This window comes from Streptomyces sp. NPDC058086, assembly GCF_042885015.1.
Taxonomy (GTDB): Bacteria; Actinomycetota; Actinomycetes; order Streptomycetales; family Streptomycetaceae; genus Streptomyces.
This window is the reverse complement of the sequence record NZ_JBHVST010000057.1, coordinates 50,233-73,620: the sequence shown is the minus strand read 5'-3', so window position 1 is coordinate 73,620 and position 23,388 is coordinate 50,233. Positions and strand designations below refer to the sequence as shown.

Annotated in this window: 19 protein-coding genes and 1 tRNA gene; 9 read left to right on the top strand and 11 right to left on the bottom strand. The window is 71.4% G+C overall.

The features are described 5' to 3' along the window. Positions 1-207: 207 nt before the first annotated feature. The 3 genes from ACFVWD_RS34940 to ACFVWD_RS34930 form a co-directional block, all read right to left on the bottom strand. Positions 208-939, bottom strand: a complete 732-nt coding sequence (locus tag ACFVWD_RS34940; RefSeq protein WP_168509387.1) for a nucleotidyltransferase family protein — start codon at positions 937-939, stop codon at positions 208-210. A 95-nt stretch (positions 940-1,034) separates the two neighbouring features. Then, positions 1,035-1,484, bottom strand: a complete 450-nt coding sequence (locus tag ACFVWD_RS34935) for a hypothetical protein (protein WP_389601955.1) — start codon at positions 1,482-1,484, stop codon at positions 1,035-1,037. Positions 1,485-1,746: 262 nt separating this feature from the next. Then, positions 1,747-2,883: an ABC transporter ATP-binding protein gene (locus ACFVWD_RS34930; protein WP_384914498.1), complete on the bottom strand. Its 1,137-nt coding sequence runs from the start codon at positions 2,881-2,883 to the stop codon at positions 1,747-1,749. Positions 2,884-3,108: 225 nt separating this feature from the next. Between ACFVWD_RS34930 and ACFVWD_RS34925 the strand changes: the two genes are divergently transcribed. The 3 genes from ACFVWD_RS34925 to fxsT all read left to right on the top strand — a co-directional run bounded on the left by ACFVWD_RS34925 (position 3,109) and on the right by fxsT (position 9,071). After that, positions 3,109-3,185 (top strand) — tRNA-Thr (locus tag ACFVWD_RS34925). Between the two features lie 173 nt (positions 3,186-3,358). Further along, positions 3,359-4,780: a hypothetical protein gene (locus ACFVWD_RS34920; RefSeq protein ID WP_389601954.1), complete on the top strand. Its 1,422-nt coding sequence runs from the start codon at positions 3,359-3,361 to the stop codon at positions 4,778-4,780. Between the two features lie 400 nt (positions 4,781-5,180). Then, positions 5,181-9,071, top strand: a complete 3,891-nt coding sequence (gene fxsT, locus ACFVWD_RS34915) for an FxSxx-COOH system tetratricopeptide repeat protein (protein WP_389601952.1) — start codon at positions 5,181-5,183, stop codon at positions 9,069-9,071. A gap of 12 nt (positions 9,072-9,083) precedes the next feature. Here the strand turns inward: fxsT and ACFVWD_RS34910 are convergent, their stop codons facing one another. Genes ACFVWD_RS34910 through ACFVWD_RS34895 form a run of 4 tightly spaced genes read right to left on the bottom strand, consistent with a single transcriptional unit; the run spans position 9,084 to position 12,636 of the window. Further along, positions 9,084-10,898 (bottom strand): HEXXH motif domain-containing protein, encoded by a 1,815-nt coding sequence (locus tag ACFVWD_RS34910; protein WP_389601951.1) that lies wholly within the window; start codon positions 10,896-10,898, stop codon positions 9,084-9,086. Positions 10,899-10,915: 17 nt separating this feature from the next. Then, a complete protein-coding gene (locus ACFVWD_RS34905; RefSeq protein ID WP_168509381.1) occupies positions 10,916-11,167 on the bottom strand; it encodes a hypothetical protein in 252 nt (83 codons plus the stop codon). Positions 11,168-11,214: 47 nt separating this feature from the next. Beyond that, positions 11,215-12,330, bottom strand: coding sequence for a trypsin-like peptidase domain-containing protein (locus tag ACFVWD_RS34900; protein ID WP_389601949.1), 1,116 nt, complete (start codon positions 12,328-12,330; stop codon positions 11,215-11,217). A gap of 3 nt (positions 12,331-12,333) precedes the next feature. After that, on the bottom strand, positions 12,334-12,636 hold the full coding sequence (locus ACFVWD_RS34895) for a trypco2 family protein (protein WP_054232450.1): 303 nt from the start codon (positions 12,634-12,636) through the stop codon (positions 12,334-12,336). Between the two features lie 194 nt (positions 12,637-12,830). Here ACFVWD_RS34895 and ACFVWD_RS34890 point away from each other — a divergent pair, with 194 nt between their 5' ends. Together ACFVWD_RS34890 and ACFVWD_RS34885 are read left to right on the top strand one after the other, a co-directional pair. Further along, positions 12,831-13,001 (top strand): hypothetical protein, encoded by a 171-nt coding sequence (locus tag ACFVWD_RS34890; RefSeq protein ID WP_168492956.1) that lies wholly within the window; start codon positions 12,831-12,833, stop codon positions 12,999-13,001. A gap of 11 nt (positions 13,002-13,012) precedes the next feature. Further along, positions 13,013-14,734: an HEXXH motif domain-containing protein gene (locus tag ACFVWD_RS34885; RefSeq protein ID WP_389601947.1), complete on the top strand. Its 1,722-nt coding sequence runs from the start codon at positions 13,013-13,015 to the stop codon at positions 14,732-14,734. Between the two features lie 23 nt (positions 14,735-14,757). On the opposite strand, the gene ACFVWD_RS34880 is transcribed toward ACFVWD_RS34885, so the two are convergent. Further along, positions 14,758-15,663, bottom strand: coding sequence for an aminoglycoside phosphotransferase family protein (locus ACFVWD_RS34880; RefSeq protein ID WP_389601945.1), 906 nt, complete (start codon positions 15,661-15,663; stop codon positions 14,758-14,760). Positions 15,664-15,698: 35 nt separating this feature from the next. Between ACFVWD_RS34880 and ACFVWD_RS34875 the strand changes: the two genes are divergently transcribed. Both ACFVWD_RS34875 and ACFVWD_RS34870 read left to right on the top strand, forming a co-directional pair. Continuing rightward, entirely contained in the window at positions 15,699-16,352 is a 654-nt protein-coding gene (locus ACFVWD_RS34875) for a rhomboid-like protein (protein ID WP_389601944.1), read from the top strand. 10 nt (positions 16,353-16,362) lie between these two features. Next, positions 16,363-17,769 carry an NAD(P)/FAD-dependent oxidoreductase gene (locus ACFVWD_RS34870; RefSeq protein WP_389601942.1) on the top strand — a complete coding sequence of 469 codons (1,407 nt, stop codon included), beginning with the start codon at positions 16,363-16,365 and terminating at the stop codon, positions 17,767-17,769. A gap of 34 nt (positions 17,770-17,803) precedes the next feature. Here ACFVWD_RS34870 and ACFVWD_RS34865 read toward each other — a convergent pair whose 3' ends face one another. Beyond that, complete coding sequence (locus ACFVWD_RS34865; RefSeq protein WP_389601941.1) at positions 17,804-19,312, bottom strand: MFS transporter; 1,509 nt, start codon at positions 19,310-19,312, stop codon at positions 17,804-17,806. 57 nt (positions 19,313-19,369) lie between these two features. Beyond that, positions 19,370-20,350 carry a zinc-binding dehydrogenase gene (locus tag ACFVWD_RS34860; protein ID WP_389601939.1) on the bottom strand — a complete coding sequence of 327 codons (981 nt, stop codon included), beginning with the start codon at positions 20,348-20,350 and terminating at the stop codon, positions 19,370-19,372. 180 nt (positions 20,351-20,530) lie between these two features. On the opposite strand from ACFVWD_RS34860, the gene ACFVWD_RS34855 reads away from it, so the two are divergent. Then, positions 20,531-21,235, top strand: a complete 705-nt coding sequence (locus ACFVWD_RS34855) for a pentapeptide repeat-containing protein (RefSeq protein WP_389601937.1) — start codon at positions 20,531-20,533, stop codon at positions 21,233-21,235. Between the two features lie 29 nt (positions 21,236-21,264). Here the strand turns inward: ACFVWD_RS34855 and ACFVWD_RS34850 are convergent, their stop codons facing one another. After that, on the bottom strand, positions 21,265-21,765 hold the full coding sequence (locus ACFVWD_RS34850; protein WP_075027404.1) for a hypothetical protein: 501 nt from the start codon (positions 21,763-21,765) through the stop codon (positions 21,265-21,267). Between the two features lie 195 nt (positions 21,766-21,960). Here ACFVWD_RS34850 and ACFVWD_RS34845 point away from each other — a divergent pair, with 195 nt between their 5' ends. After that, positions 21,961-23,388, top strand: a complete 1,428-nt coding sequence (locus tag ACFVWD_RS34845; protein WP_389601935.1) for a M1 family metallopeptidase — start codon at positions 21,961-21,963, stop codon at positions 23,386-23,388.

The following is a 23,388-nucleotide window of genomic DNA, read 5'->3' as shown; positions in this document are numbered from 1 at the left end:
AGCGAGTACGGGCCCCGCACATCAAATGTGCGGGGCCCGTCCTCGTACTGCCGAAAGGGGCTCGCGCCCCTCGTACTGCCGAAAGGGGCTCGCGCCCCTCGTACTGCCGAAAGGGGCTCGCGCCCCTCGTACTGCCGAAAGCGGCTCGCGCCCCTCGTACTGCCAGGAAGGGGCTCTCGCCGCTCGCGTACTGCCGGGAAGGGGCTCTCAGCGCCCCAGGGCCGCGAGTTCCTTCGCCGCCTCCGTGAGGTCCTTCGCGGTGTCGATGGCGCGCCAGTAGGCCCCCTGCGGGAGCGAGAAGCCGGCCAGGCGGCGTTCGCGGGCCAGGTGCGGGAACGTGGTGCGCTCGTGGTCGCCGCGCTCGGGGAGCAGATCGGCGAACTCGGCGGAGAAGACGTAGACGCCCGCGTTGATCTCGTACGTGGTCGGCGGGGACTCGATGAAGTCCGTGACGCGTCCGAAGCCGTCGGTCTTGACGGCGCCCCACGGGATGCGCGGGCGGGCGAGGGCGAGAGTCGCGACGGCGTCGCGCTCGGTGTGGAAGTCCGCCATGTCGCGCAGCGAGAAACGGGTCCAGATGTCGCCGTTCGTCGCGTACCAGGGCTTGTCCGGGTGGGGGAGGTGCGCGGCGGCGTACTTCAGGCCGCCGCCCCGGCCGAGGGGCTCCGTCTCGACGACCGTCGTGATGTTGACCGGGAGGTCGGCCGAGTCCAGCCACTTCTGGAGGACCTCGGCGAGGTGGCCGCACGAGACGACGACGTCGGTGACGCCCTCCTCGGCGAGCCAGGTCAGCTGGTGACCGATGATCGGGGTCCCGGTGCCGGGGATCTCGACCATCGGCTTGGGCCGGTCGTCGGTGTAGGGACGCAGTCGGGAGCCCTGACCACCGGCCAGGACGACGGCTTGAACGGGGCGTGACGCGGCGTTCGGATGGGTCATGCCCGAACTGTACGTGGCGCCCCGCTCACGGCTTCTGTCGGCAACCGTTCCCTAAAGCAGCTGTTACCTGACAGAACAGGTGTGGCCGGTGGGGCTCAGAGATGTGTGGCCGCGACCCCCGATGCGAAGGACGTGTCGCAGACGGGGCGCGCGAACGCCTGGGCGCGCGTCGGGCCGTACGCGCGGACCGCGGCGCGGCCGAGAGCGCGGGCGATGGAGACGCAGTGCTGGGCGAGCGACGGGCGGCCGTTCACGGCCTCCTGGAGGTGGGTGAGGGCGACGCCCGGGTTCTTCTCCTGGAGCTCCAGCAGGAGCCGGTCGCGCAGCACGTCCTGCGGGGCACGGGAGACGGCACGCGAGGAGACGTCCGAGGAGGAGGCGGTGAGCACCGAGTCCGAGGAGTTCCCCGACCAGTTGACTCGGGTGACCGCGAGGGTCCCGGAGAGCACCAGGACGACAGGCAGAACGAGGGCGAGGGTGCGACCGATTCGGCGCGCGGGGCCACGGCCACGCCGGGTCCGTTGGTTAGTGGTGGAGTGCTTCACGCGAGTGAGGGTAGCGCGGGGTGATGATTTGGCGACATTTAGTAATCAGTTCGAGGGATAGAGGAACGGCTTTCGTTGGGCGGCGAGTTGACGTACAGGGATCGAAATGACCGGCTTGCCGGGGTATTTGTCGACAACGAAGAGGGCCCCACAGCAGGCTGTGGGGCCCTCTTCGTCAGCTTGGGTGAATTCGACCGCGGCGCGGTGTTCGTCCGCCCGACTTGCTTTTCGCGATGATCAGGAAGTGATCAGCGGGAAGTGATCAGTCGGAAAGACGCTCACCCGTGGAGGTCGAGAACACGTGGGTCTCGCCCGGCCGCGGCACGACGTGCAGCGTGGCGCCCTTGTCCGGGATCGCGCGGCCGCTGACGCGGACGACCAGGTCCGTGAGCTTGTCGTCGACCTTGGCGCTGCCGTAGACGTAACCGTCGGCGCCGAGCTCCTCGACGACGTTCACCGAGACGGCGAGGCCGGCCGGGGCGTCCGCGCTGTCCTTCGACAGCGACTTGGCGGCTTCGCCGTTGTGCTCGACGATGTCGAAGTGCTCCGGGCGGACGCCGACCGTGACGGTGCGGTCGCCCTTGTCCGCGGCGGCCTTCAGGGCCTCGCGGTTCACCGGTACGACGGAGTTGCCGAACTTCACGCCGCCGTCCGTGATCGGGACCTCGACGAGGTTCATGGCGGGGGAGCCGATGAACCCGGCGACGAAGAGGTTCGCGGGGCGGTCGTACATGTTGCGCGGCGAGTCGACCTGCTGGAGCAGACCGTCCTTGAGCACGGCCACACGGTCGCCCATGGTCATGGCCTCGACCTGGTCGTGGGTGACGTACACGGTGGTGATGCCGAGGCGGCGCTGCAGCGAGGCGATCTGCGTACGGGTCGAGACGCGGAGCTTGGCGTCGAGGTTCGACAGCGGCTCGTCCATGAGGAAGACCTGGGGCTCACGCACGATGGCGCGGCCCATCGCGACACGCTGGCGCTGACCGCCGGAGAGGGCCTTCGGCTTGCGGGCGAGGTAGTCCGTGAGGTCGAGGATCTTCGCCGCGTCCTCGACCTTCTGGCGGATCTCGGCCTTCGGGACACCGGCGATCTTGAGCGCGAAGCCCATGTTGTCGGCGACCGTCATGTGCGGGTAGAGCGCGTAGTTCTGGAACACCATGGCGATGTCCCGGTCCTTGGGCGGCAGGTGCGTGACGTCGCGGTCACCGATGTGGATCGAGCCGGCGTTGACGTCCTCGAGACCCGCGAGCATGCGCAGGGAGGTGGACTTTCCGCAGCCGGAGGGACCGACGAGGACGAGGAACTCGCCGTCCGCGACGTCGAGCTCGAGCTGATCGACGGCGGGCTTGTCGCCACCCGGGTAGATGCGGGTCGCCTTGTTGAACGAGACAGTGGCCATGGTGAGGGGCCCCCTTCACCGGCAGGAACGTGCCGGACGATCCGTTGTAAAGGTGGTGTCCACCGCGAAGCCTTCGTGGTGGTGTAGTCCACAAGAGTGAACTGGCTCAGGACGGTACCTGGCGTTCACCTGGTCTGTCAGTAGCCCAGGGGCTGTGAACTTCGCGGAAATTTTCAAGAAGGCGCGGCTGGGACCTGGGTACACTGCACGGGCACACGCGTGCAGGCCTCCTTAGCTCAGCTGGTCAGAGCGCCGCTCTTGTAAAGCGAAGGTCGTCGGTTCGAATCCGACAGGGGGCTCCAACAGCGCAAACAGCACGGACATCCCGCGGTGATGCCCGTGCTTTTACCTGCCGTGCCCCGCTTTACGGCCTACCCTGTTGGGCACCATCAGGGTGCCGCGCCAGCTGTGTGGAGGTAACGGGGTGAGAGGGCGCAGTCCGGATCGGGTCCGCAACGAGCTCATTGTCTCCATCGTGGACGCGTTGCAGGGGTCGGCCACGGTGAGCCAGGCGAGCAGCCGCGAGGTCTGGCGGGATCTGCTGGCCGGTGAACTGGCCGTGCCCGTGGAACCCTTCGGCGGGGACCGGCTGCGGCCCTGGCTGTTACAGGTGGTGAAGGAGTGCACCGCCGTCGGTGACGGCCTGGCCTGCCTGGTGCGGTCGCTGGAGTACGTGGAACAGCAGTCGGCGACGATTGCCGAGCTGTGGCCGCTCGTGGACGAGTGGGAGGCCGTCGACTTCTTCAACAGTGCCGATCTCGGTCACCTGCGACCCGTCCTGCTGGCGATGGGCTCCACGGATCTGGCCGTCATGGCGCGCCGCGCGAGCCGCTCCCGCGTCCAGGAGCTGCCCGGGTGGTGCCAGACGGGGTGGCAGGTCTTCCTGCGGCTGGCGGGCGAGAACTCCCCGGCCGGTGAACTCCCGCCCAGTATGGCCTTCCTGGCGCTGTCGGCCGATCGGCTGATGGAGGACGGCCAGTCGGAGGCCGCCGAGGTGCTGCGCCGCTTCAACCGGACCCAGGCCCTCGCCCTGGGCATGGAGGGACTGCTCTCGGACTGGCAGCACTCGGACTTTCCGCAGCCCGCGCCCTCCCTCGTCCCGGCGTATCTGATGATCCAGTTCGAGCCGGACCGGATCGAGCCGGACAGGTACTACCTCTCGCACTGGCGCCAGTCCGACTCCGAGGGCTGGCATCCCGTGCGCGGCGAGACCGTCCACCTGGGCCGGGAGGAGCTCCCGGGCGCGGTGGAGCGGCTGATCGAGGAGGCCGAGGAGAAGTGGGCCGACCTGCGGCAGCCGGTGATCCTGGAGTTCATCCTGCCGTGGGAGCTGCTCAACGAGCCCGTGGAGTGGTGGTCGAAGGAGTCCGGCTCCGAGGCCCCGACCCCGCTGGTCATGGACTATCCGGTGGTGGTGCGCAGCATCGAGCGCCTGCAGCGGGCCGCCTGGCACCGGCCCTGGCACCACAAGTGGCGGCAGCTGCGGGAGCGCCCGGCGGACAGCCACCCGCACTGGAGCAGCCCGGCGCAGGACGAGGCGTACTTCTTCCATCTGGAGCGTGAGCTGAAGGAGGACCGGCACGCGGTGTGTCTGGTACTCAGTCAGCCCCCCGGCGACGAGTCGGGCAACGGCCGCCGTGAGGTTCTCGCCGGGCTACGGGCCGGGGTGCCCGCGATGATCTGGCACCGCAACGACTGCGCGGACCCGAAATTCAAGGACGCCATCGGCGAAATACTCCAGGACCGGGGGCTGGGCAGCCTGGCGGAACGGGTCGGGGAGTGGCGCAAGGACGCGCTGGCCCTCGGTCCCGGGGCGTGGGACCTGCACGTGGGTCGCCATCTGGCCATTCTGCTCGACGACCCCGAGCGCAAGCCGAGTCCGCCCGGACCGGTGTAGGTCATCATGTGTCCATGGCCCGGAAGGGGCCTCCGACCGGCGCGCGGAGGCGGATGCCGCACGGTCTTGCACACGCCGACGCCGACTGTCACGCTATTGACGAGACAGCGCCACCGGCTGTCCCCAGGGGGCAAGTACCACCCGGCGATTGACTTTCGGACCCTTCTACCGTCTCCTGTGGCCTGCCATGTTGCACCGCAAGCAGACCACTGCCAGGCTTGGCACGTGGATGTCACGCATGCCCGCGGACTGCGGGACTCCTCCTCGGTGCTCCCTCCGTCGTCGGGCATGACCGGACGCTCTGAGGGCGCTTATGCAGTGTGACGACGGTCCACGACCACCATCCGCATCGGTATCGGCATCGGTATCCGCATCGGCATATGACGATGCGTCACTCGGCGTGGTGTCGCACGCCCTGCGTGGCCTCGGGCGGGCTTCTTCCGCGGACCGGCCGGACGTACTGCTCGTGGTCGACGACTACGTGACCATGCGGGTCTGGGACGAGACGGTCGCCCGACTGGCCGACGAACTCGCCCGCCAGGAGGCGCTGGGCCCGATCATTCGCTTACGTCTCCTGAGTTCGGACGACACCGAGCCGGGCCGGATCCGGCTGGAGCACCTGCCCCCGCCCGTGGGTGAACACCGGGTGGTGCTGGTGCTGACCGACGGGCTGGCCGCGGGCTGGCGTTCGGACGCGGTGCTGCCGCTGCTGCGCGAACTGGGCCGCTCCGAGCCGCTCGCGGTCCTGCACCTGCTGCCCCAACGGCTCTGGTTCCGAACCGGCTTGGACGTCTACCGCATGCGCCTGGGCTCCGGGCACCCCTGGGCGCCCAACGACTCCCTGGGCTGGGAGCTGCGCACCTCACCTCTCGAACCGGTGGACGACGACCCGGCGGCCCGGGCCGGCGTGGTGCCCGTCCCGGTCCTGGAACGGACCGGGCACTCCCTCACCTGCTGGGTCGACCTGGTGACGGGCCGGGCCTCCGAGGGCGTGGAGATGTCGGGCGTGCGGGCCCGCGACTGGAAGCGGCGGCCGGACGCCGCGCGTGCCGTGCCCTGGGTCGACGACGTGCCCGACCCCGCCAGCGCCGTACCCCCGTGGGAGCGTGTCTCGGAGTTCCGGGCCGCCGCCTCGCCCACCGCGTTCGCGCTGGCCACCCGCCTCGCGGCGGCTCCTCTGACGCTGCCCGTCATGAGCGCGCTGACGGCCTCGGTGCCGGGTGCCGGACCCGCCCACCTCACCGAGCTGCTGATGAGTGGTCTGGTGCGGCCCGCGGGCGCGGAGGCCGAACGCGCGGCCGACGTGGTCTTCGCCTTCGGCCCGAACATCCGCCAGGAGTTATTGGCGCTGGCCCGCCGCCGGGACACCATCCGCGTGCTGCACGACGTACGGGTGCTGATGGCGGTCCCGGAGGGCTCCGACCCGGTCCTGCCCGCCCCGGACGAACTCCTCGAGACCACCGTTGTGCCACCCGTGACCCCGCGGAACGTGGCGTTCCTGCGCATCGAACTGGCCGCGCTGCGCGCCCTGACCGGACGCTTCCTGCCCCAGGCCGAGCGTCTCGCGCGGGCACTGCGCGCGTACGACCTGCGGAACACGGTCAACCTGGGCAAGGACTCACGTACCCACACGCGGCACCAGGACCCCGCCACCCGGGCCCACCGGGATGCCGCACACGCCCCGAGGGGGCCCGAGACAACTTCAGAAGGAGCCACGACCATGGCGACCACGCAGCAGCCGGTGGAGAACGCGCGCTCGACGCCGCCACGGATCTGGGGGAACATCCCCCCGCGCAATCCGAACTTCACCGGTCGCGTGGACCTTTTGGAACGATTGAGCGAACGGCTCCAGGAGGGCACCACGACGGTGCTGCCCGAGGCCATCCACGGCATGGGTGGTGTCGGGAAGACCCAGATGGCGATCGAATACGCGTACCGGCATCAGTCCGAGTACGACATCGTCTGGTGGATCCCCGCCGAGCGCCCCGGCCAGATCGGGCAGGCGCTGGTGGAGCTCGCCCAGCGGCTCGGGCTCGGCACCAGCGCCGAGGCCAACATCGCCGGGCCCGCGGTGCGCGAGGCGCTGCGCGAGGGGCGGCCGTACTCCCGCTGGCTGCTGATCTTCGACAACGCCGACAGTCCCGAACGTGTCCGCGACTACTTCCCCACCGGCGGCAGCGGCACCATCCTCGTCACCTCCCGCAACCGCCGCTGGAGCGTGGTGGGCCCCTCGCTCGAAGTCGACGTCTTCACCCGGGAGGAGAGCAAGCAGCTGCTGCGCCGTTCCAGCGCCTACGGCGAGGATCTCGCCGACGTCGAGGCGGACCGGCTCGCCGAAGCCCTCGGTGACTTGCCCCTCGCCCTGGAACAGGCCGCCGCGTGGCGGGCGGAGACCGGGATGCCGGTCTCGGAGTACCTGCGTCTGTTCGAACACAAGCGCAATGAGCTCCTCGAGGTGTCCCCGCCGCCGGACTACCAGCTTCCGGTCGCGGCCGCGTGGAACGTCTCCCTCGACCACCTGGAGACCCGCAGCCCCACCGCCCTGCGTCTGCTCCAGCTGTGCTCCTACTTCGCGCCCGACCCCATCTCGCGCTCGATCTTCTCCGGTCTCGGCGGTTCCAGGATCGACCCCGAGCTGGACCGGGCCCTCAACGACCCGATGCGGCTGGCCCGCGCCATCCGGGAGATCAACCGCTATTCCCTCGCCCGTGTCGACCACCGGACCAACTCGATCGAGATGCACCGCCTCGTCCAGGCCGTGCTGATCCACCGCATGACCCCAGAGGAACAGAAACGCATGCGCAACGGGGCCCACACGCTGCTTGCCGCTGCCGACCCGAAGGGGCCCAACCAGGCAGCCAACTGGCCCCGCTATGCCGAGTTGTACGGCCATGTCATCGCGTCCAACGCCATCGAGTCCGACCAGCCGTGGGTGCGCGAACTGGTGATGAACGTCGCCAAGTACTTGTGGTACTGGGGTGACCACCGGGTCGCCCTCGAGTTCTCGGAGCAGGCCTGGGAGACGTGGCAGCGGCTGTTCGGCGAGGAGGACCAGCAGGCGCTCCTCATGGGCTGGTGGCTGGGCTTCCTGTACCTGATGGTGGGGCGCCACGAGGATGCCTCCCGGGTCGTGGCCTCGTTCCAGGCGGTCTACGCCCGCACCGCGCCCGCGGACCAGGAGGACACCCGCGAGGACGCGTTGGTGGCGCTGAACCTCGAAGCCGCGGTACGGCGCCATCAGGGGGACTTCCTCGCCGGCGCCGAACTCGACGAGATGGCCTACGAGCGGGCTCGGCGTGCCTTCGGTGAGGACGACCCGACCACGCTGGTCACCGCCCACAACCTCGGGGTGAGCCTGCGGGTGGTCGGCGAGTTCCAGCGTGCGCTGGAACTGGACCGGCACACGCACGTGATGAAGACACGGCTGTTCGGCCGCGACCACCAGGTGGCACTGGTGACCGAGGCGAGCGTCGCCGTCGACGTGCGGGAGACGGGTGACTACGTCGGTGCGCGGTCACTTCAGCAGGCGGTCCTCGACGGCTACCGGACGACCTTCGGGGCAGGCAATCCCACGACGCTGCGGTCCATGCGCCAGCTGAGCGAGGCGTGCCGGAAGGAGGGCGACCACGTCACCGCGCTGGAACTGGCGCGCGAGACGTTCGACCAGCTCACCCTTCGGTACGGCGACACCCACCCGGAGTCCCTGACGGCCGCGCTCGCGCTGTCGGTGGCGCTGCGGCACAACGGCGACCTGGAGGCGGCCCGGGAGCGCGGCGAGAAGGCCTCCGAAGGCTTCCGCACCATCTTCGAGCCGGACCACCCGCACGTCATGGCGGCCGACGTCGACCTCGCGGTGACGCTGCGGCTGCTGGGCCGGGTGGAGCAGGCCAGGCGACTGGACGAGGCGGCGCTGGAGACTCTGACCGAACGTCTCGGGGAGAGCCATCCGATCGTGCTGGCCTGCGCCATCAACCTGGCGAGCGATCTCAGTGCCCTGGGGCAGGTGGCGCAGGCCCGCGAACTGGGTGAGAAGACGGTGGAGTTGTGCCGGCAACGGCTGGGTGAGAACCACCCGACCACGCTGGTGGGTGCGGCGAACCTCTCCCTGGACCTCCTCGCCCTCGGTGAGCGGGCCGAGGGTGACGCACTGCGCGCGGACACCCTGGCGCGTATGGAGAGGGCCCTGGACGAACCCCGCCTCAACTCCGCCGAGTCCGCGCCCCACCCGGCGACGGCGCAGGCCCGGGCCAGGCAGCGGACCGACTGCGACATCGACCCGATGCCGATGTGATCCGTCCCGGTCTCAGGCCGGGGGCGAGCCGAGCCAGGTGGCGAGGCGGATCGGGTCCGGTGGGCTGTCCGTGACACCGAGCAGGGCCTGGTGCACCGCGTGCGCTCGTTCCGGGTGGTGGCACAGCAGACGGGCCGCCCTCGGTTCGGTGCCCGCGGTGGCCAGGGCGCGGCCGAGGCCCGCCCAGGCTCCGGCCGGACCGGGCTCAGCCGCCAGGTGCGCCACGTACGCGTGCCGGGCAGCCGTTGCGTCGCCCGCGGCCAGCAGGGCGTCGCCGGTCAGCGCTCCGCTGACCCTGGCCGCGGCCTTCTCGGGCCCGTCGAGCGAGATCCGGTCGTCGTCCGCGCCGCTGAGGCGGTGGCGGACGAGCATCGCCAGGCTGTCCAGCCAGCGTGCCGAGGGGTCGGGTACGACCTCGGGTTCGGTCGCCAGGGTGCCGGGCGGTCCGCTCGCCCCGTCCAGCCATGCCCGTACGGCCCTGTCGACGGCCGGCGCGGCGGGCCGCCGGTGGTGGGCGCGCCAGCGGGCGACGTGGTCGTCGGCGCACAGGTGGGCCAGGGCCAGCGGCTCCTCGGGAACCGGCTCCGCCAGCCACTGGGCGCAGTGGTCGCGCAGTGTGTCCAGCAGGGCCGTGCCGAGGGGCGTCAGTCGCGGGTGGCGGTGGACCTGCTCCATCGCCGTCGCCACATGGGCCCGCCACAGCGCGAACTCGAAGTGCGCCATGGCCGTCTGCGCGGGTGCGGCCTTGCGGTGCTCGCGCCAGAAGCGGGTGATCCCCGCGAACGCGTAGATGCCCTGCAGCAGCCCCTCAAGAGGCCGGGGGTCGTTCCGCCAGGGCGCGTACCACAGCTCCTTGCCCCTGTCGGAGTCGTGAGTCAGCAGAGGCGTCAGATGCAGCAGCCCGCCCAGCTTGGTGTGCTGGAACTCGTGTACGAGGGTGACGGCCAGCTGTACGGCGTCGTCCGGCTCCGAGGCCTCGACGCCGCCGAAGGCGTCCCCCGCGCTCACGCTGCGTGGCCGGAACCTTTCGCCCGCCGGGGTCGGCGTCAGTGAGAACACTCCCCGCCGCATGGCCTCGGCCGTCTCGGGCTGCTCCCTCAGCAGTAACTCCCATGCCTGCTCCAGCATCCGCCGCCACTGCGCCGCCGCCTCACCGGACAGCGGGCGCGGCTCGGTCGGCTGCGGATACGTGCGGTACGGGTCCACGTCGTCCAGCACGATGTCGAGCCGCCGCCCTCGCGCACCGACCGTGAGCCTGCGTACCGGATGCCATCCGGGACCCGCCGATCCGGTGGTCGGCGGTACGGCGACCTCGGCCCCGGCCGCCTCGATCACCGCGCGTCCGCCCTCGGCCCGCACCGTGGCCCTTGTCCAGGGCTCGGTCTCGGGCAGCACCGCACAGCCCAGGGTCGGCAGGGGTACCCGTCCGTGCCGTACCGGGACCTCGATGGTGAAGTCGAACTCCGCCCGCAGCGCTGCCGCGGCGGCGAGGGCCGACATATGGCCGAGCTCCACCCACAGCGGCGGCTCGTCCATCGGAGTCCTGCCGCGCAGCCGACGCAGCGCGGTGGTCAGCCACATGCCCGTCTGCGGATACATGAGCAGGTCGTCGACGACCTGGGGGGCGCGGCGCTGCGCCTCACTGAGAAGGTCCCATGCGGGGCCGAGGTCCGTGGCGTCGTCGAGCATCCGCAGGAGCAGCAGACGCCGACTGCGTTCGCCGCCGAGCAGGAGGTCGAGCGTTTCCGGGCCGCCCTCGCCGCGGACCAGTTCGGCCAGGCGGTCGGGCGGCAGGTGATGACGAGGCAGGGACGGCTCAGCGCGCATACGCGGCCCCGGCGGCCTCAGTCGAAACGCTCGCCGGGGTCGACGCCGGCGACGCTGGCCAACTGGTGGTCGATTCCCGGCAGCAGTTCCTGCAGTGATTCGGCGAGAACTCGACTTTCCATGGAGCGCAGCGTTTCAAGAGACACCCCCGCGAGATCGACCAGGCTGGACTCGACGGCGGCCAAAGACGGCTCCATGACGGCCAAACCCCTTCCCCCCGGCTGCATTTGTGGATGCTGGCGGCTCGCATCCTCCTGATAATGACCCACCGCACGGAGTATGAAACCCCACGCCCGCGCGGCCCCGCCATATCAGGTCAGCGGCTCTCACCGGCTCGACGGTGGCGCCGGGACAACTCCACCGCCTCTTCGTCCATGCGGGCCACCCCGGCGGAGTCGCCCTCCATCAACCGTATCGCTTCGAGGAGTTGGTCCAAGGTCCCCGGGTAGCGGAGACAGGTCCGCAGGATTCCGAACACGTCCGGTCTCAGTGCCGGTGTTCTCGGACTCATGGCCGCGATGGCCGGGTTGATGCCGCCCAGGACCAGGGCCAGGGTGGTGCGGTCGCTCACCGTGGGCAGTGCCGTCAACGCACCCACCAGACCGTCGAGTTCGCGCAGCGGCAGGTCGTCGCGCAGGTCGGCCAGGGTGACCGGGCCCGCGGCGGTGGTCCGTGCGGACGGGATGCGGGGCAGCTCGGGCGCCGACGCGGGCAGGCCGGCGCACTCGTGCAGCAGGGCCAGTTCGGACCTGGTCAACAACTCGTACCAGCGGTCCACGCGCACGGCGGCGAGGCGGCCGAGACCGTCCGTGCGGTGGTGCGCGCTGACCAGGCCGACGATCGAGTCGTCGTGCCAGACCGCCGCGCCCGACATGCCCTCCCAGGGCGACCGGTCGGGCTCGGCGTCCGACTCGGGCGGGGTGACGGCGAGTTCGAGCGTGCCCTCGCGGCGGTTGGACAGCACCGAGGTCATGCCCGTCGCGTGGCAGGAGTCGCGGTACTGGGACGCCGAGCCGTCGTCGAGCCGTCGCATCCGGTCCTCACGCAGCTTGAACCGGGGGAAGCCCATCGCGCTGCACGGCAGGACGAGGTCCGCGTCGGGCACGGCCCCGTACGAGGGGGGTTCGGTCACGGCCGCGTGGACGCCGTGCGGCGCGGATCCGCCCAGCTCCAGGAGTGCCACGTCGGCCTTCTCCGAGGACAGCACCACCCGGGCGGCCACGGTCCACTCGTCGGCGCGGTCGGCCTCGAACCGTACGTCGGTGGTTCCTGTGCTCGCGTCACGGACGACGTGTGCGGCGGTGAGCACCCACCAGGGACCCACCCGGTAGCCGGAACCGCGCCGCCCGGGGCCCCGCCCCGCGGGCGGTCGCACCATCACCTCCGCCACCCGGACCGGATCCAGTCCGCGGCGCGGATCCTGTGCCGCCACGGCTCAGCGCTCTCGTTCGGCCTCGGCCCCGCCCACCCACGGGGCCCGTCCGCCGCCGCTGTGGGTGCGCGGGTCGAGCGTCAGCTTCACCCGGTGCGTGACGCTGTCCGCCACCCGTCCGTCCGCGCCCGCCTCCACCACCCAGAAGCGGATCTTGCCGCCCGCCGTCGCCGACCGCTCTACGACCACGGCCGCCTCCAGCTCCACCGGACCCACCTCGAAATACAGATCCTCCCCCTCCGCGGCCGTCCGGGCCGCGGTCAGTTCCCTGCGCAACTCCTCGATCAGTTCAGCGAGTTCAATCACACCCGGTCCCTACCCCACCGCGCGTGCTCCCACCGCCCTTCCGTCACCCGATCCGGGCCGATTTCGCACTGTGGCCCTGCGTGACGGCGTTGATGCAATAGGGTCACCCAAGTAGCCTGAAATCCCTGGAAACGCCGTATTCAGTGATATGTAAGGCATTGATCGCATCACCTCACTGTCACAGGGGCGCCGCCATGGAGAAGTCCGGAGTCGAGTCCGAGCTGATCGACCTCAGCGACGTTCCGCTGGACGAGTGGCCCCGTCTGGACCTGCCGTCCGCGCAGGGCTCCATGCGTCGACTGCTCAGCCGTATCGACGACCCCGCGAGCAGCCTCGGCGGCTACAACCCGCAGCGCGACGCGTAGCGGCACGACCGATGCACCGGACGGCCCGACCCCACGTTCTGTCGCCGCAGTCGTTCGACGAACTGCTGGGCGGTGGGGGCAGCCCGGCGACGGTGGACCGTCTGCGGGTGAGCGAGCGGAGCTGGCGGCTGCTCGTCGTCCGGGCGTTGCTGGACTCGGCCGCGACGGCACCGGCCGGCCCCCTGCCCCCTTCGGCGGACGGCTGGAAGTTGCTGTCGCGCGCCTGGGCCGTGTCCAAGGAGGCGGTGGAAGACCTGCTGGCGTATCCGGCCGTGGGCGTGTGGGCGGCGCACACGCTGCGCCGGCTGCGCGGGACGGCCCAGGACGACGCACCCCTCTGGGCGGACACCGGGCACCTCCACGCGATCGCCGCCGCCGCGGCCGTCCGCGCCGGCCTGGAGTTCCGTACCGACGTCCCGGTCCGCCACGGCTGGGTGGTCCTGCCCGCGCTCGGGGCGATGCGGGTGCCCGGCCGGGCGGACTGGGACGTGGCCGAGGTCCGCGCCTTTGCGGGATCCGTGCGGATCGCCGGGCGCCCACTCGAAGGGCCGGACTGGCACGCCCTGACCGAGCTGCGCGCCGACGGCTGCACCCTGCTCCTGGACGACACCGACCCCTACCGCGACCTGCGCAAACCGGCCGGGGTGGAACCGATCGACTCCGCCGCCGAGTGGCAGGAACTGTTCGGCCCCGCCTGGGACATCCTGCGGCGCACCGACACCGAGGTGGCCGAGGCGCTGGCGGGCGGGCTGGTGTCGGTGGTGCCCCGTCCGCGCGCCGAGAGGTTCCGGCCGCACAGCGCGTCCTCGGGCGACGCCTTCGGCACCGCCCTGGCATCGGCCCCGGACGACGCCGAGCAGTTCGCCTCGACGCTGGTGCACGAGTTCCAGCACAACAAGCTCAGCGCGTTCATGCACCTGTTCACCCTGTACGACGACCAGGGCGCCCGGCTCCACTACGCCCCCTGGCGCGACGACCCCCGCCCCCTGGGCGGCCTGCTCCAGGGTGTGTACGCCTTCTTCGGCGTCACCGCGTTCTGGCGGCGGCGCGGTCACGCCCTCGGGCAGTTCGAGTTCGCGCTGTGGCGGAGCCAGACCGCGTACGCGCTGCGCGCCGTCGGCTCGGCGGACGGGCTCAACGATCTGGGGCGGCGGCTGGTGGCCGAGCTGACGCGGCGCATCGAGCCCTGGCTGGACGAACCGGTCGACGCCCGGGCCCGGTCCGCGGCGGCCCTGGCGGTCGCCGACCACCGTGCGACCTGGCGCGCCTGGCATCTGCGGCCCGCGCCGGGCACCCTCCGCGACCTCGCGGCAGCCTGGTCCGACGGAAACCCGCTGCCCAGGACGGCGGACGAGCCCGAGCCCGTCCCGGGCAGTCCGGCGCGGGGTGTCGACACCCGGGCGGTGCTGCTGCGATGGCTGCTGGCGGACCCCGCGGGCTTCGCGGCGCTGCGGGACGACCCCGGGGCGGTGGTCGCCGGCGCGCGTCCCGAGGACATCGCCCTGGTGGAAGGCCGAACCGCCGAGGCCCTGGGCGCGTTCCGTGCGCGCATCGGCCGCGGCGCCGGCGACCCCGAGACCTGGGTGGGGCTCGGCCTTGCGGCACGGGCCGCCGGAGACCCGGCAGGAGACGGCCTGCTGGCCCGCCCGGAACTGGCGATGGCCCTGCACGGCGAACTGAACGGGCAGGCCGATCCGCTGGCACTGGGACGCGCCCTCGCGAACGGGGCCTGAGCCGAAGGACGACCCTCCTGGGCTCAGCGCGGGGCGCCCCGCAGCCGACGCGCGATCTCCAGCTGGACCGCCTCCAGCGGGCGGCCGTCCTCGACTTCCCACAGAGTGTTCTCTAGGACACGACCGAGGGTCCAGGCACGGGCCCGCTCGCGATCCAGGCCCAAGACGTCGGTCATCGCGTCGAAGCGCCAGCGGATCTCGGCGGGCTCGAAGCGGTTGCCGAGCGCCGGGCAGAGGTCGAAGCCGGGGTCGCCCGCGAGAGGCTTGGGGTCAATGGCGACCCAGGGCCCGCGGCCGACGGAGCGGGCGTCCCCGTCCTGGAGGACGTTGTCGTAATGGAGGTCCCAGTGGAGGAGACGGTCACCCGGCTCGGTCGCCACCTCGCGCACCGCCGCCGCGCAGTCCTCGACGAGACGACGCTCGGCCGGGTCCGCGATCAGCTTCAGGGCCCCCGGCACCCGCTCCAGCATGGCCTCCGCGATGTCACCGAGCCGCCGCATCCCCTCCGGCGCCGGCACGGCCGTCAGCCGGGCCAGCAGCCGCGCGACGACCAGGGCGGCCTCGCGCGTGTCGGGGAGGTGCGTCAACGCGCGGGTGTGGTCGAGCCGTTCGAGCAGCAGGGTGCAGGTGGCCTCGTCGTGGGCGAGGAGGCGTACGGCCGCGCCGCCGCCCCAGACCCGCAGGGCGGCCGGCTCACCCGCGCTCTCCTCGTCCAGGAGCTGGAGCTTGAGCACGGCCGGGGTGCCGTCGGCCCGCAGTACCGGCAGGACCAGCGCCGTGACACCGTGCATGGAGGGACCGTCGAGGCGCAGCTCCCAGCGCTCCAGGAAGTGCGCGGCGCGCTCGGGCAGCCCGGCGACGAAGGCGCGCCCCGCCGCTCCGTTGTACTTGGCCTGCGAGGCGGCCAGACCCACCGGAACGTCGATCACAGGGCCGAGCCTACGTGCGGGCGGTGAAGCGGCTCATGCGAATTGACGGGGCCCTGCACCGCGCCGGGAGCTACCTGCGCAGTGCCCCCGGCACCTACGTGTGGCTGGCGATCCTCTTCGTCACCACGGTGGCTCTGCACCACATGTCTCCGGATTTCGAAGCGGACTTCCTGCGCCAGCGGTCCACCAACATCCACGAGCTGTCGAACGACCCCGCGCGGGTGCTGTTCACCAGTGCGATGTGGATCGACGGTGGTCTCTGGCTGCCGTACGCCGTCCTCTTCACCGTTTTCCACGCCCAGGCGGAGCGCTGGCTGGGCACCCTGCGCTGGCTGGCGGTCGCGGTGGCCGCGCACGTCCTGGCGACGCTGATCAGCGAGGGAGCGCTGCTGGGCGCGATCAAGCGCGGGGCGGCGCCGCACTCGGCGGTCGAAACTCTGGACATCGGGGTGAGCTACGCGCTGGCGGGCGTCATCGGGGCCCTCACGTACCGGGTCGCGTCGCCGTGGCGGTACCTCTATCTGGCGGTGATCCTCGTCGTCTACGGCATGCCATTGCTCACCGGCCGCACCTTCACCGATTTCGGGCATTTCATATCGATCCTGATAGGTCTCTGCTGCTATCCGCTGGTCAGAGGCCGCGGAAAAGCATGGAATCCGAAGGAGACACTGGCCGCCCTCAGGGGTTAACGTCCCGCCCATGAGCAGCACAGGAAGCGGCACGGTGAACGGCGGCATCTCCTTCTGGTACGCGGACGACGGTCTGCCCGAGGCCCGCGAGCCCCTGCCGGGCGACGCGACCGCCGACGTCGTGATCGTCGGCGGCGGCTACACGGGCCTGTGGACCGCGTACTACCTCAAGAAGGCGGCCCCCTTCCTGCGCGTCACCGTCCTGGAGCAGAAGTTCTGCGGCTACGGCGCCTCCGGGCGCAACGGCGGCTGGCTCTACAACGGCATCGCGGGCCGCGACCGGTACGCCAAGCTGCACGGCCACGAGGCGGCGGTACGTCTGCAGAAGGCGATGAACGAGACGGTCGACGAGGTCGTCCGGGTCGCCGCCGAAGAGGGCATCGAGGCGGACGTCCACCAGGGCGGCGTCCTCGAAGTGGCCTACACGCCCGCCCAGCTGGCCCGCCTGAAGGCCTTCCACGAGCACGAGCTCTCGTACGGCGAGAAGGACCGCGAGCTCTACGGCGCCCGGGAGACCGTCGAGCGCGTCCGGGTCGCGGACGCGGTCGGCTCGGCCTGGACCCCGCACGGGGCGCGTCTGCACCCGGTGAAGCTCATCAAGGGGCTGGCGGCGGCCGCCGAGGCACTCGGCGTCACGATCCACGAGAAGACGCCGGTCACGGAGATCCGCCCGAAGCACGCGGTCACGCCGTACGGCACCGTGCGTGCCCCCTACGTCCTGCGCTGCACGGAGGGCTTCACGGCCTCCCTGAAGGGCCAGAAGCGCACCTGGCTGCCCATGAACTCCTCCATGATCGCGACCGAGCGGCTGACCCCCGAGCAGTGGGCGACGATCGGCTGGGAGGGCCGCGAGACGCTCGGCGACATGGCGCACGCCTACATGTACGCCCAGCGCACCGCCGACGACCGCATCGCGCTCGGCGGCCGGGGCGTCCCGTACCGCTTCGGCTCGCGCACCGACAACGACGGCCGCACCCAGCAGGCGACCATCGACGCCCTCCACGAGATCCTGGTCCGTTTCTTCCCTTCCCTGGCCGGCGTACGGGTGGCGCACGCCTGGTCGGGAGTCCTCGGCGTCCCCCGCGACTGGTGCGCCACCGTCACCCTGGACCGCTCCACCGGCCTCGGCTGGGCGGGCGGCTACGTCGGTTCCGGCGTCGCGACGACGAATCTCGCGGCGCGCACCCTGCGGGACCTGATCCAGCAGGACTCGGGCCAGGCTGGCCCGACCGACCTGACCGCCCTCCCGTGGGTCGACCACAAGGTCCGCAAGTGGGAGCCGGAGCCGTTTCGCTGGCTGGGCGTGCAGGCCATGTACGCCACCTACCGCACGGCCGACCGCCGCGAACTCACCACACACAGTGCGCAGTCGTCGCGGCTCGCACGGATGGCGGACCGCGTCGCGGGCCGGAACTGACCAGTACCAGCTGGGGGAGCCAGGGGAGCCGGGTTCAGGGGACCGACTCGGGCACGGGGGCCGGTGCGGTCGCGTGTTCGGGGGTCCGCGCGGTGACCATGAGGCCCGCGACCAGACCGGCCAGGAGCATGATTCCGGCGGCCCACCAGATGGCGACCGTGTAGCCGTGCACGACGCCCTCGCGGACGGTCAGGGCCTTCCGGGCGGGGTTGGTGAGGTGCGCGGTGATGTAGGCCGCACCGCTGGTGGTGGCGATGGTGTTCAGCAGGGCCGTACCGATCGAACCGCCGACCTGCTGTGAGGTGTTGACGGTCGCGGAGGTCACGCCGGAGTCCTGTGGGGCGACCCCGGCGGTGGCGGTGGCGAAGACCGGCATGAAGATCAGGCCCATGCCGAGGCCCATCAGGATCAGACCGGGCAGCAGCCGGCCCGCGTAGTCGGCGTCGACCGTGAGGTGGGTGAAGAACAGCATCCCGGAGGCCGCGAGGAGCGCTCCGGGGACCATCAGCACGCGCGGTGCCACGCGGCGCAGCAGCCGCGCCGAGATCTGCGTCGTACAGATGACGATCGCGGCCGTCATGGGCAGGAAGGCCAGGCCCGCCCACACGGGCGAGTATCCGAGGACGACCTGCAGGTAGTAGGTCATGAACAGGAAAATGCCGAACATGCCGATGACGGCGAGGGCCATCGTCAGGAAACAGCCCGCGCGCGTGCGGTCCTTGATGATGTGGAGGGGGAGCAGCGGGCTCGGGGCCCTCGTCTGCCAGTACATGAACGCGGTCAGCAGCGCGATTCCGCCCGCGAGGAGGCCCAGCACCAGCGGGTCCGTCCAGCCGCGCGCCTCCGCCTCGCTGACTCCGTAGACGATCGTGACCAGTCCGCCGCAGCCGAGCAGCACACCGGGGATGTCGAGCCGGGCGCGGGCGTTGCCCGGGGGGTCGGGCAGCAGCGCGTACGCGCCGAAGACCCCGACGACGGCTATGGGGATGTTGACGTACAGGCACCAGCGCCAGTTCAGGTACTCGGTCAGCAGCCCGCCCGTGACGAGTCCGATCGCCGAGCCGCTGCCCGCGAGGGCGCTGTAGACGCCGAAGGCCTTTCCGCGCTCCTTCGGGTGGGTGAAGGTGGTGGTCAGGAGGCTGAGCGCGGAGGGGGCCAGGACGGCGGCGAAGGCGCCTTGGAGGGCGCGGGCGCCGTAGAGCATGGCGGAGCTGGTGGCCGCGCCGCCGATCGCGGAGGCGGCCGCGAAGCCGATGAGGCCGAAGACGAAGGTGTGTCTGCGGCCGACGAGGTCCGCGATCCGGCCGCCGAGCAGCAGGAGACCGCCGAAGGCCAACGTGTACGCGGTGATGACCCACTGCCGGTTGCCGTCGGACATGCCCAGAGCGCGCTGTGCGGAGGGAAGCGCGATGTTCACTATGGTCGCGTCGAGGACGACCATCAGCTGCGCGAGGGCGATGATCACCAGGCCCCACCAGCGGCGGGAGTCGGCGCCTTCGGAGGTTCCAGGGGTGCCGCGTTCACCTGATCGGGTGGCGCTCACTTGCCCAGAAGACCATGAATTGGTATGTATCGCATCTTTCCGGACAGTCGATCCTGATCACGGCTCCAGTACCACCTTTCCGAGGGTGGCGCGGGTCTCCAGGGCCCGGTGGGCGGCGGCCGCGGCGGCCAGCGGGAAACGGGTCACGGCCGGGGTGAGACGGCCCGCGGCGGCTTCGGCGAGAGCCCTCAGCTCCAGCGTGCGGAGGGGGTCGGGGCCGCCCGCCCCGCGCAGCATCACGGGGCCGAGGACCTGCTCGGACACGCCCTCCACGAGCAATGGCCCGCCGTTGTGGATGCCTTCGCCGGACCAGCCGAAGACGAGGTGTTTCCCGCCGGGGCCGAGGAGGCCGACGGCGGCGCGGGCGACGTCACCGCCGACGCCGTCGAAGACGACGGTGACCGGCTTCCCGTCCAGATGGGCGCGGACCCGGTCCGGCCAGCCGCCGTCCTTGTAGTCGACTGCCAGGTCGGCGCCGTTCTCGTGGACGCGGGCCACCTTCTCCGGGCCGCCCGCGAGACCGATCACGGTGGCACCCGTGTGCCGGGCGTACTGCACGAGCAGGGTGCCGATACCGCCCGCGGCGGCGGGGATCAGGGCCACGGAACCCGGGCCCAGCTCGGCGAACCGGAGGATCCCCATCGTCGTACGGCCCGTGCCGATCATGGCGACGGCCTGGGCGAAGTCCAGGTTCTCCGGGATCTCGTGCAGGCGGTCGACGTCGGTGACGGCCAGTTCGGCGTAGCCCCCGGGGGCGAACCCGAGGTGGGCGACGACGCGCCTGCCGAGCCAGTGGCCCTCGACGCCCGCGCCGAGGGACTCGACGGTGCCGGCGACCTCACGGCCGGGGATCGTGGGCAGCGGGGTGGGGGCGGGCGCCGGGCCCCGGGCGCCCGCGCGCAGGGCGGCGTCCAGGAGGTGGACACCGGCCGCGGCCACGGCGATACGCACCTGGCCCGGGCCCGGCTCGGGATCCTCGGTCCTCTCGTAGGTGAGGTTCTCGGCCGGGCCGAAGGTGTGCAGGCGGACGGCGTGCATGACGGTCTCCCTCGCTGATGTGCTGAGGCGTACTTGATTGCTCGGTACGTGCTTGATCGCTCGGTGGTGGTGCGGCTCAGCGTTCAGCCTCAAGCGCGCTTGAGGTCAAGGCGCGGGTGCGGGGCGTGGTCAAAGGCGCGGGGCGGGGGCGTTGTCAGTGGCGGAGTGCACGATGGGGGCATGGTGCGAAAAGCGGCGGGCAGGGCGAGTGGGCGGGACCGGGGGGCACGGCGGCCGGAGGTGCGGCTGCCGCCGCTGGAACCCCATGACGGCTCCGAGCTGGAGCCGGACGGCGACTATGACGGGCTGGAGTTCCGGGAGGCGGACTTCGTCGGGCAGGACGGCGCGGGAGCGACCTTCATGGACTGCGCCCTGACGGGGTGCGCGCTGGACGAGACGCGACTGCACCACGCGCGCCTGCTGGACTCGGTCCTGACGGGCATACGGGGCGTGGGCACCGACCTCGCCGAGTCGACCTTGCGCGACGTCGAGTTGGTGGACGCCCGGCTGGGCGGGGTGCAGCTGCACGGGGCGGTGCTGGAGCGGGTTCTGATCCGCGGCGGCAAGATCGACTACCTGAACCTGCGCAAGGCCCGCCTCAAGGACGTCGTCTTCGAGGGCTGCGTGCTGGTCGAGCCGGATTTCGGGGGCGCCCGGCTGGAGCGCGTGGAGTTCGTGGACTGCGTCCTGAAGGGGGCGGACCTCACCGCGGCCACCCTGACGGACGTGGACCTGCGCCACGCGGCGGAGCTGGACATCGCACGGGGCGTGGACCGGCTGGCGGGGGCGGTGATCAGTCCGAGCCAGTTGCTCGACCTGGCGCCCGTGTTCGCCGCGGCGCTGGGGGTGCGGGTGGACGGGGGGCCGGGACCGGGAGCGTCATGAGCCGGGGCCGAGTGGGGAGTACGGGGGTCTCAGCCCACTCGGGGGAAGCGGGCCTGGAGGGTCCAGATCGCCGGGTTCTCGGCGAGGTCGTCGTGCAGGTCCGTGAGGTCGGCGATCAGGTCGTGCAGGAAGTCGCGGGCCTCGCGGCGCAGTGCGGAGTGGGAGAAGGTCAGCGGCTCCTCGTCGCCCGGCATCCAGTCGGCCTCGATGTCCACCCAGCCGAAGCGCCGCTCGAAGAGCATGCGGTCCGTCGACTCGGTGAAGTCGAGCTCCGCGTGCTGGGGGCGCGAGGCCCGGCTGCCGCGCGGGTCCCGGTCGAGCTGCTCCACGATGTCGCACAGGGCCCACGCGAAGTCGAGCACCGGCACCCATCCCCAGGCTGTGGACAGCTCCCGGTCCGCCTTGGTGTCGGCGAGATAGACGTCACCGCAGAACAGGTCGTGCCGCAGCGCGTGGACGTCCGCGCGGCGGTAGTCGGTCTGCGGGGGGTCGGGGAAGCGGTTGGAGAGGGCGTAGCCGATGTCGAGCACGTAGGTGATGGTGTCACGGGCCCGGGGGAGGGGGTACGGCTCCGCGGAGGGGCCGCGCTCCGCGAGACGCGCGGGGCCGTGAGATATGCGGCTCCGCCGCGCGTGCGCGACCGGCCCCCACCGGCCGGCAGCCGGGCCCTCGGGTGGGGCGCGCGGCCTGGAGTGGGGTTGTCGGGGCCTCGTAGGATCGCTGGTGTGCCCCGATCTTCCGTCACCGTCCGCTTTGCTCCGGCCCCGGCTCTCGCCCTCGCTCTCGCGCTCACCCTCACCGCGTGCGGCGGCGGAGGTGTGCACGGCAAGCCCGGTGCCACCGGGGTCCGGGATCCGTACTTCCCGAAGATGGGCAACGGCGGCTACGACGTCACGCACTACGCCCTGACCCTCTCCTACGACCCCAAGGCGCACCATCTCGACGGCACCGCCGAGATCACCGCCCGGGCCACCCAGAACCTCAGCGCCTTCGACCTGGACCTGAAGGGCCTGGACGTCGCCGCCGTCACCGTCGAGGGCAAGGAGGCCCGCTGGAACCGGGCGGGCCAGGAGCTGACCGTGCGCCCGCACACCGACCTCGACAAGGGCGAGACGTTCCGCGCGACGGTCCGCTACTCGGGCACCCCCGAGACGCTCACCGACCAGGACGGCTCGCAGGAGGGCTGGCTGCGCACGGCCGACGGCGCTCTCGCCCTCGGTGAACCCACCGGATCGATGGCCTGGTTCCCGGGCAACCACCACCCCTCCGACAAGGCGACGTACGACATCGCCGTCACCGTCCCGAAGAACCTGCAGGCGGTCTCCAACGGCGAGTTGACGAGCGAGACGACGACGGCCGACGGCCGCAGGACCTTCACCTGGCACACCGCCGAACCGATGGCGAGCTATGTCGCCACGGTCGCGATCGGCCGGTACGACATCACGCGCTCGACGACGAAGAACGGTCTGCCCGTGTACGTCGCCGTGGACCCGACGCAGACCGCGGCCGCGAAGAAGGTGCTGTCCGAGATACCCGAGATCATGGACTGGGAGGCGTACAACTTCGGCCCGTACCCCTTCTCCTCGACGGGCGCGATCGTGGACCGCGGCGACGACGCGGGCTACGCCCTGGAGACCCAGACCCGCCCCGTCTTCCCCGGCGCCCCGGAGACCGGCATCCTCGTCCACGAACTGGCCCACCAGTGGTACGGCGACTCCGTCACGCCCAAGTCCTGGCAGGACATGTGGCTCAACGAGGGCTTCGCCACGTACGCGGAGTGGCTGTACCAGGAGGACCACGACGGCGAGAGCGCCGACGAGATCTTCAACTCCCTCTACCGGGGCGACTACTACGACACCCCCGAGAAGAACAAGGCGGTCTGGGCCTTTCCGCCCGCCAAGCCCTCCAGCGCGGCCCACATCTCCGACCCGCCCGTCTACGACCGTGGCGCGATGGTCCTGCACAAGATCCGCCGGACCGTCGGCGACGACACGTTCTACGACATCATCCAGGGCTGGGCCGCCACCCACCGCCATGCCAACGCGTCCACGGCCGACTTCACGGCCTACGTCGAGAAGAAGGCCCCGGACAAGGACTTCAGCGGCATCTGGAAGGACTGGCTGTACGGAGAGGGCAAGCCGCCCCGGGCGTGA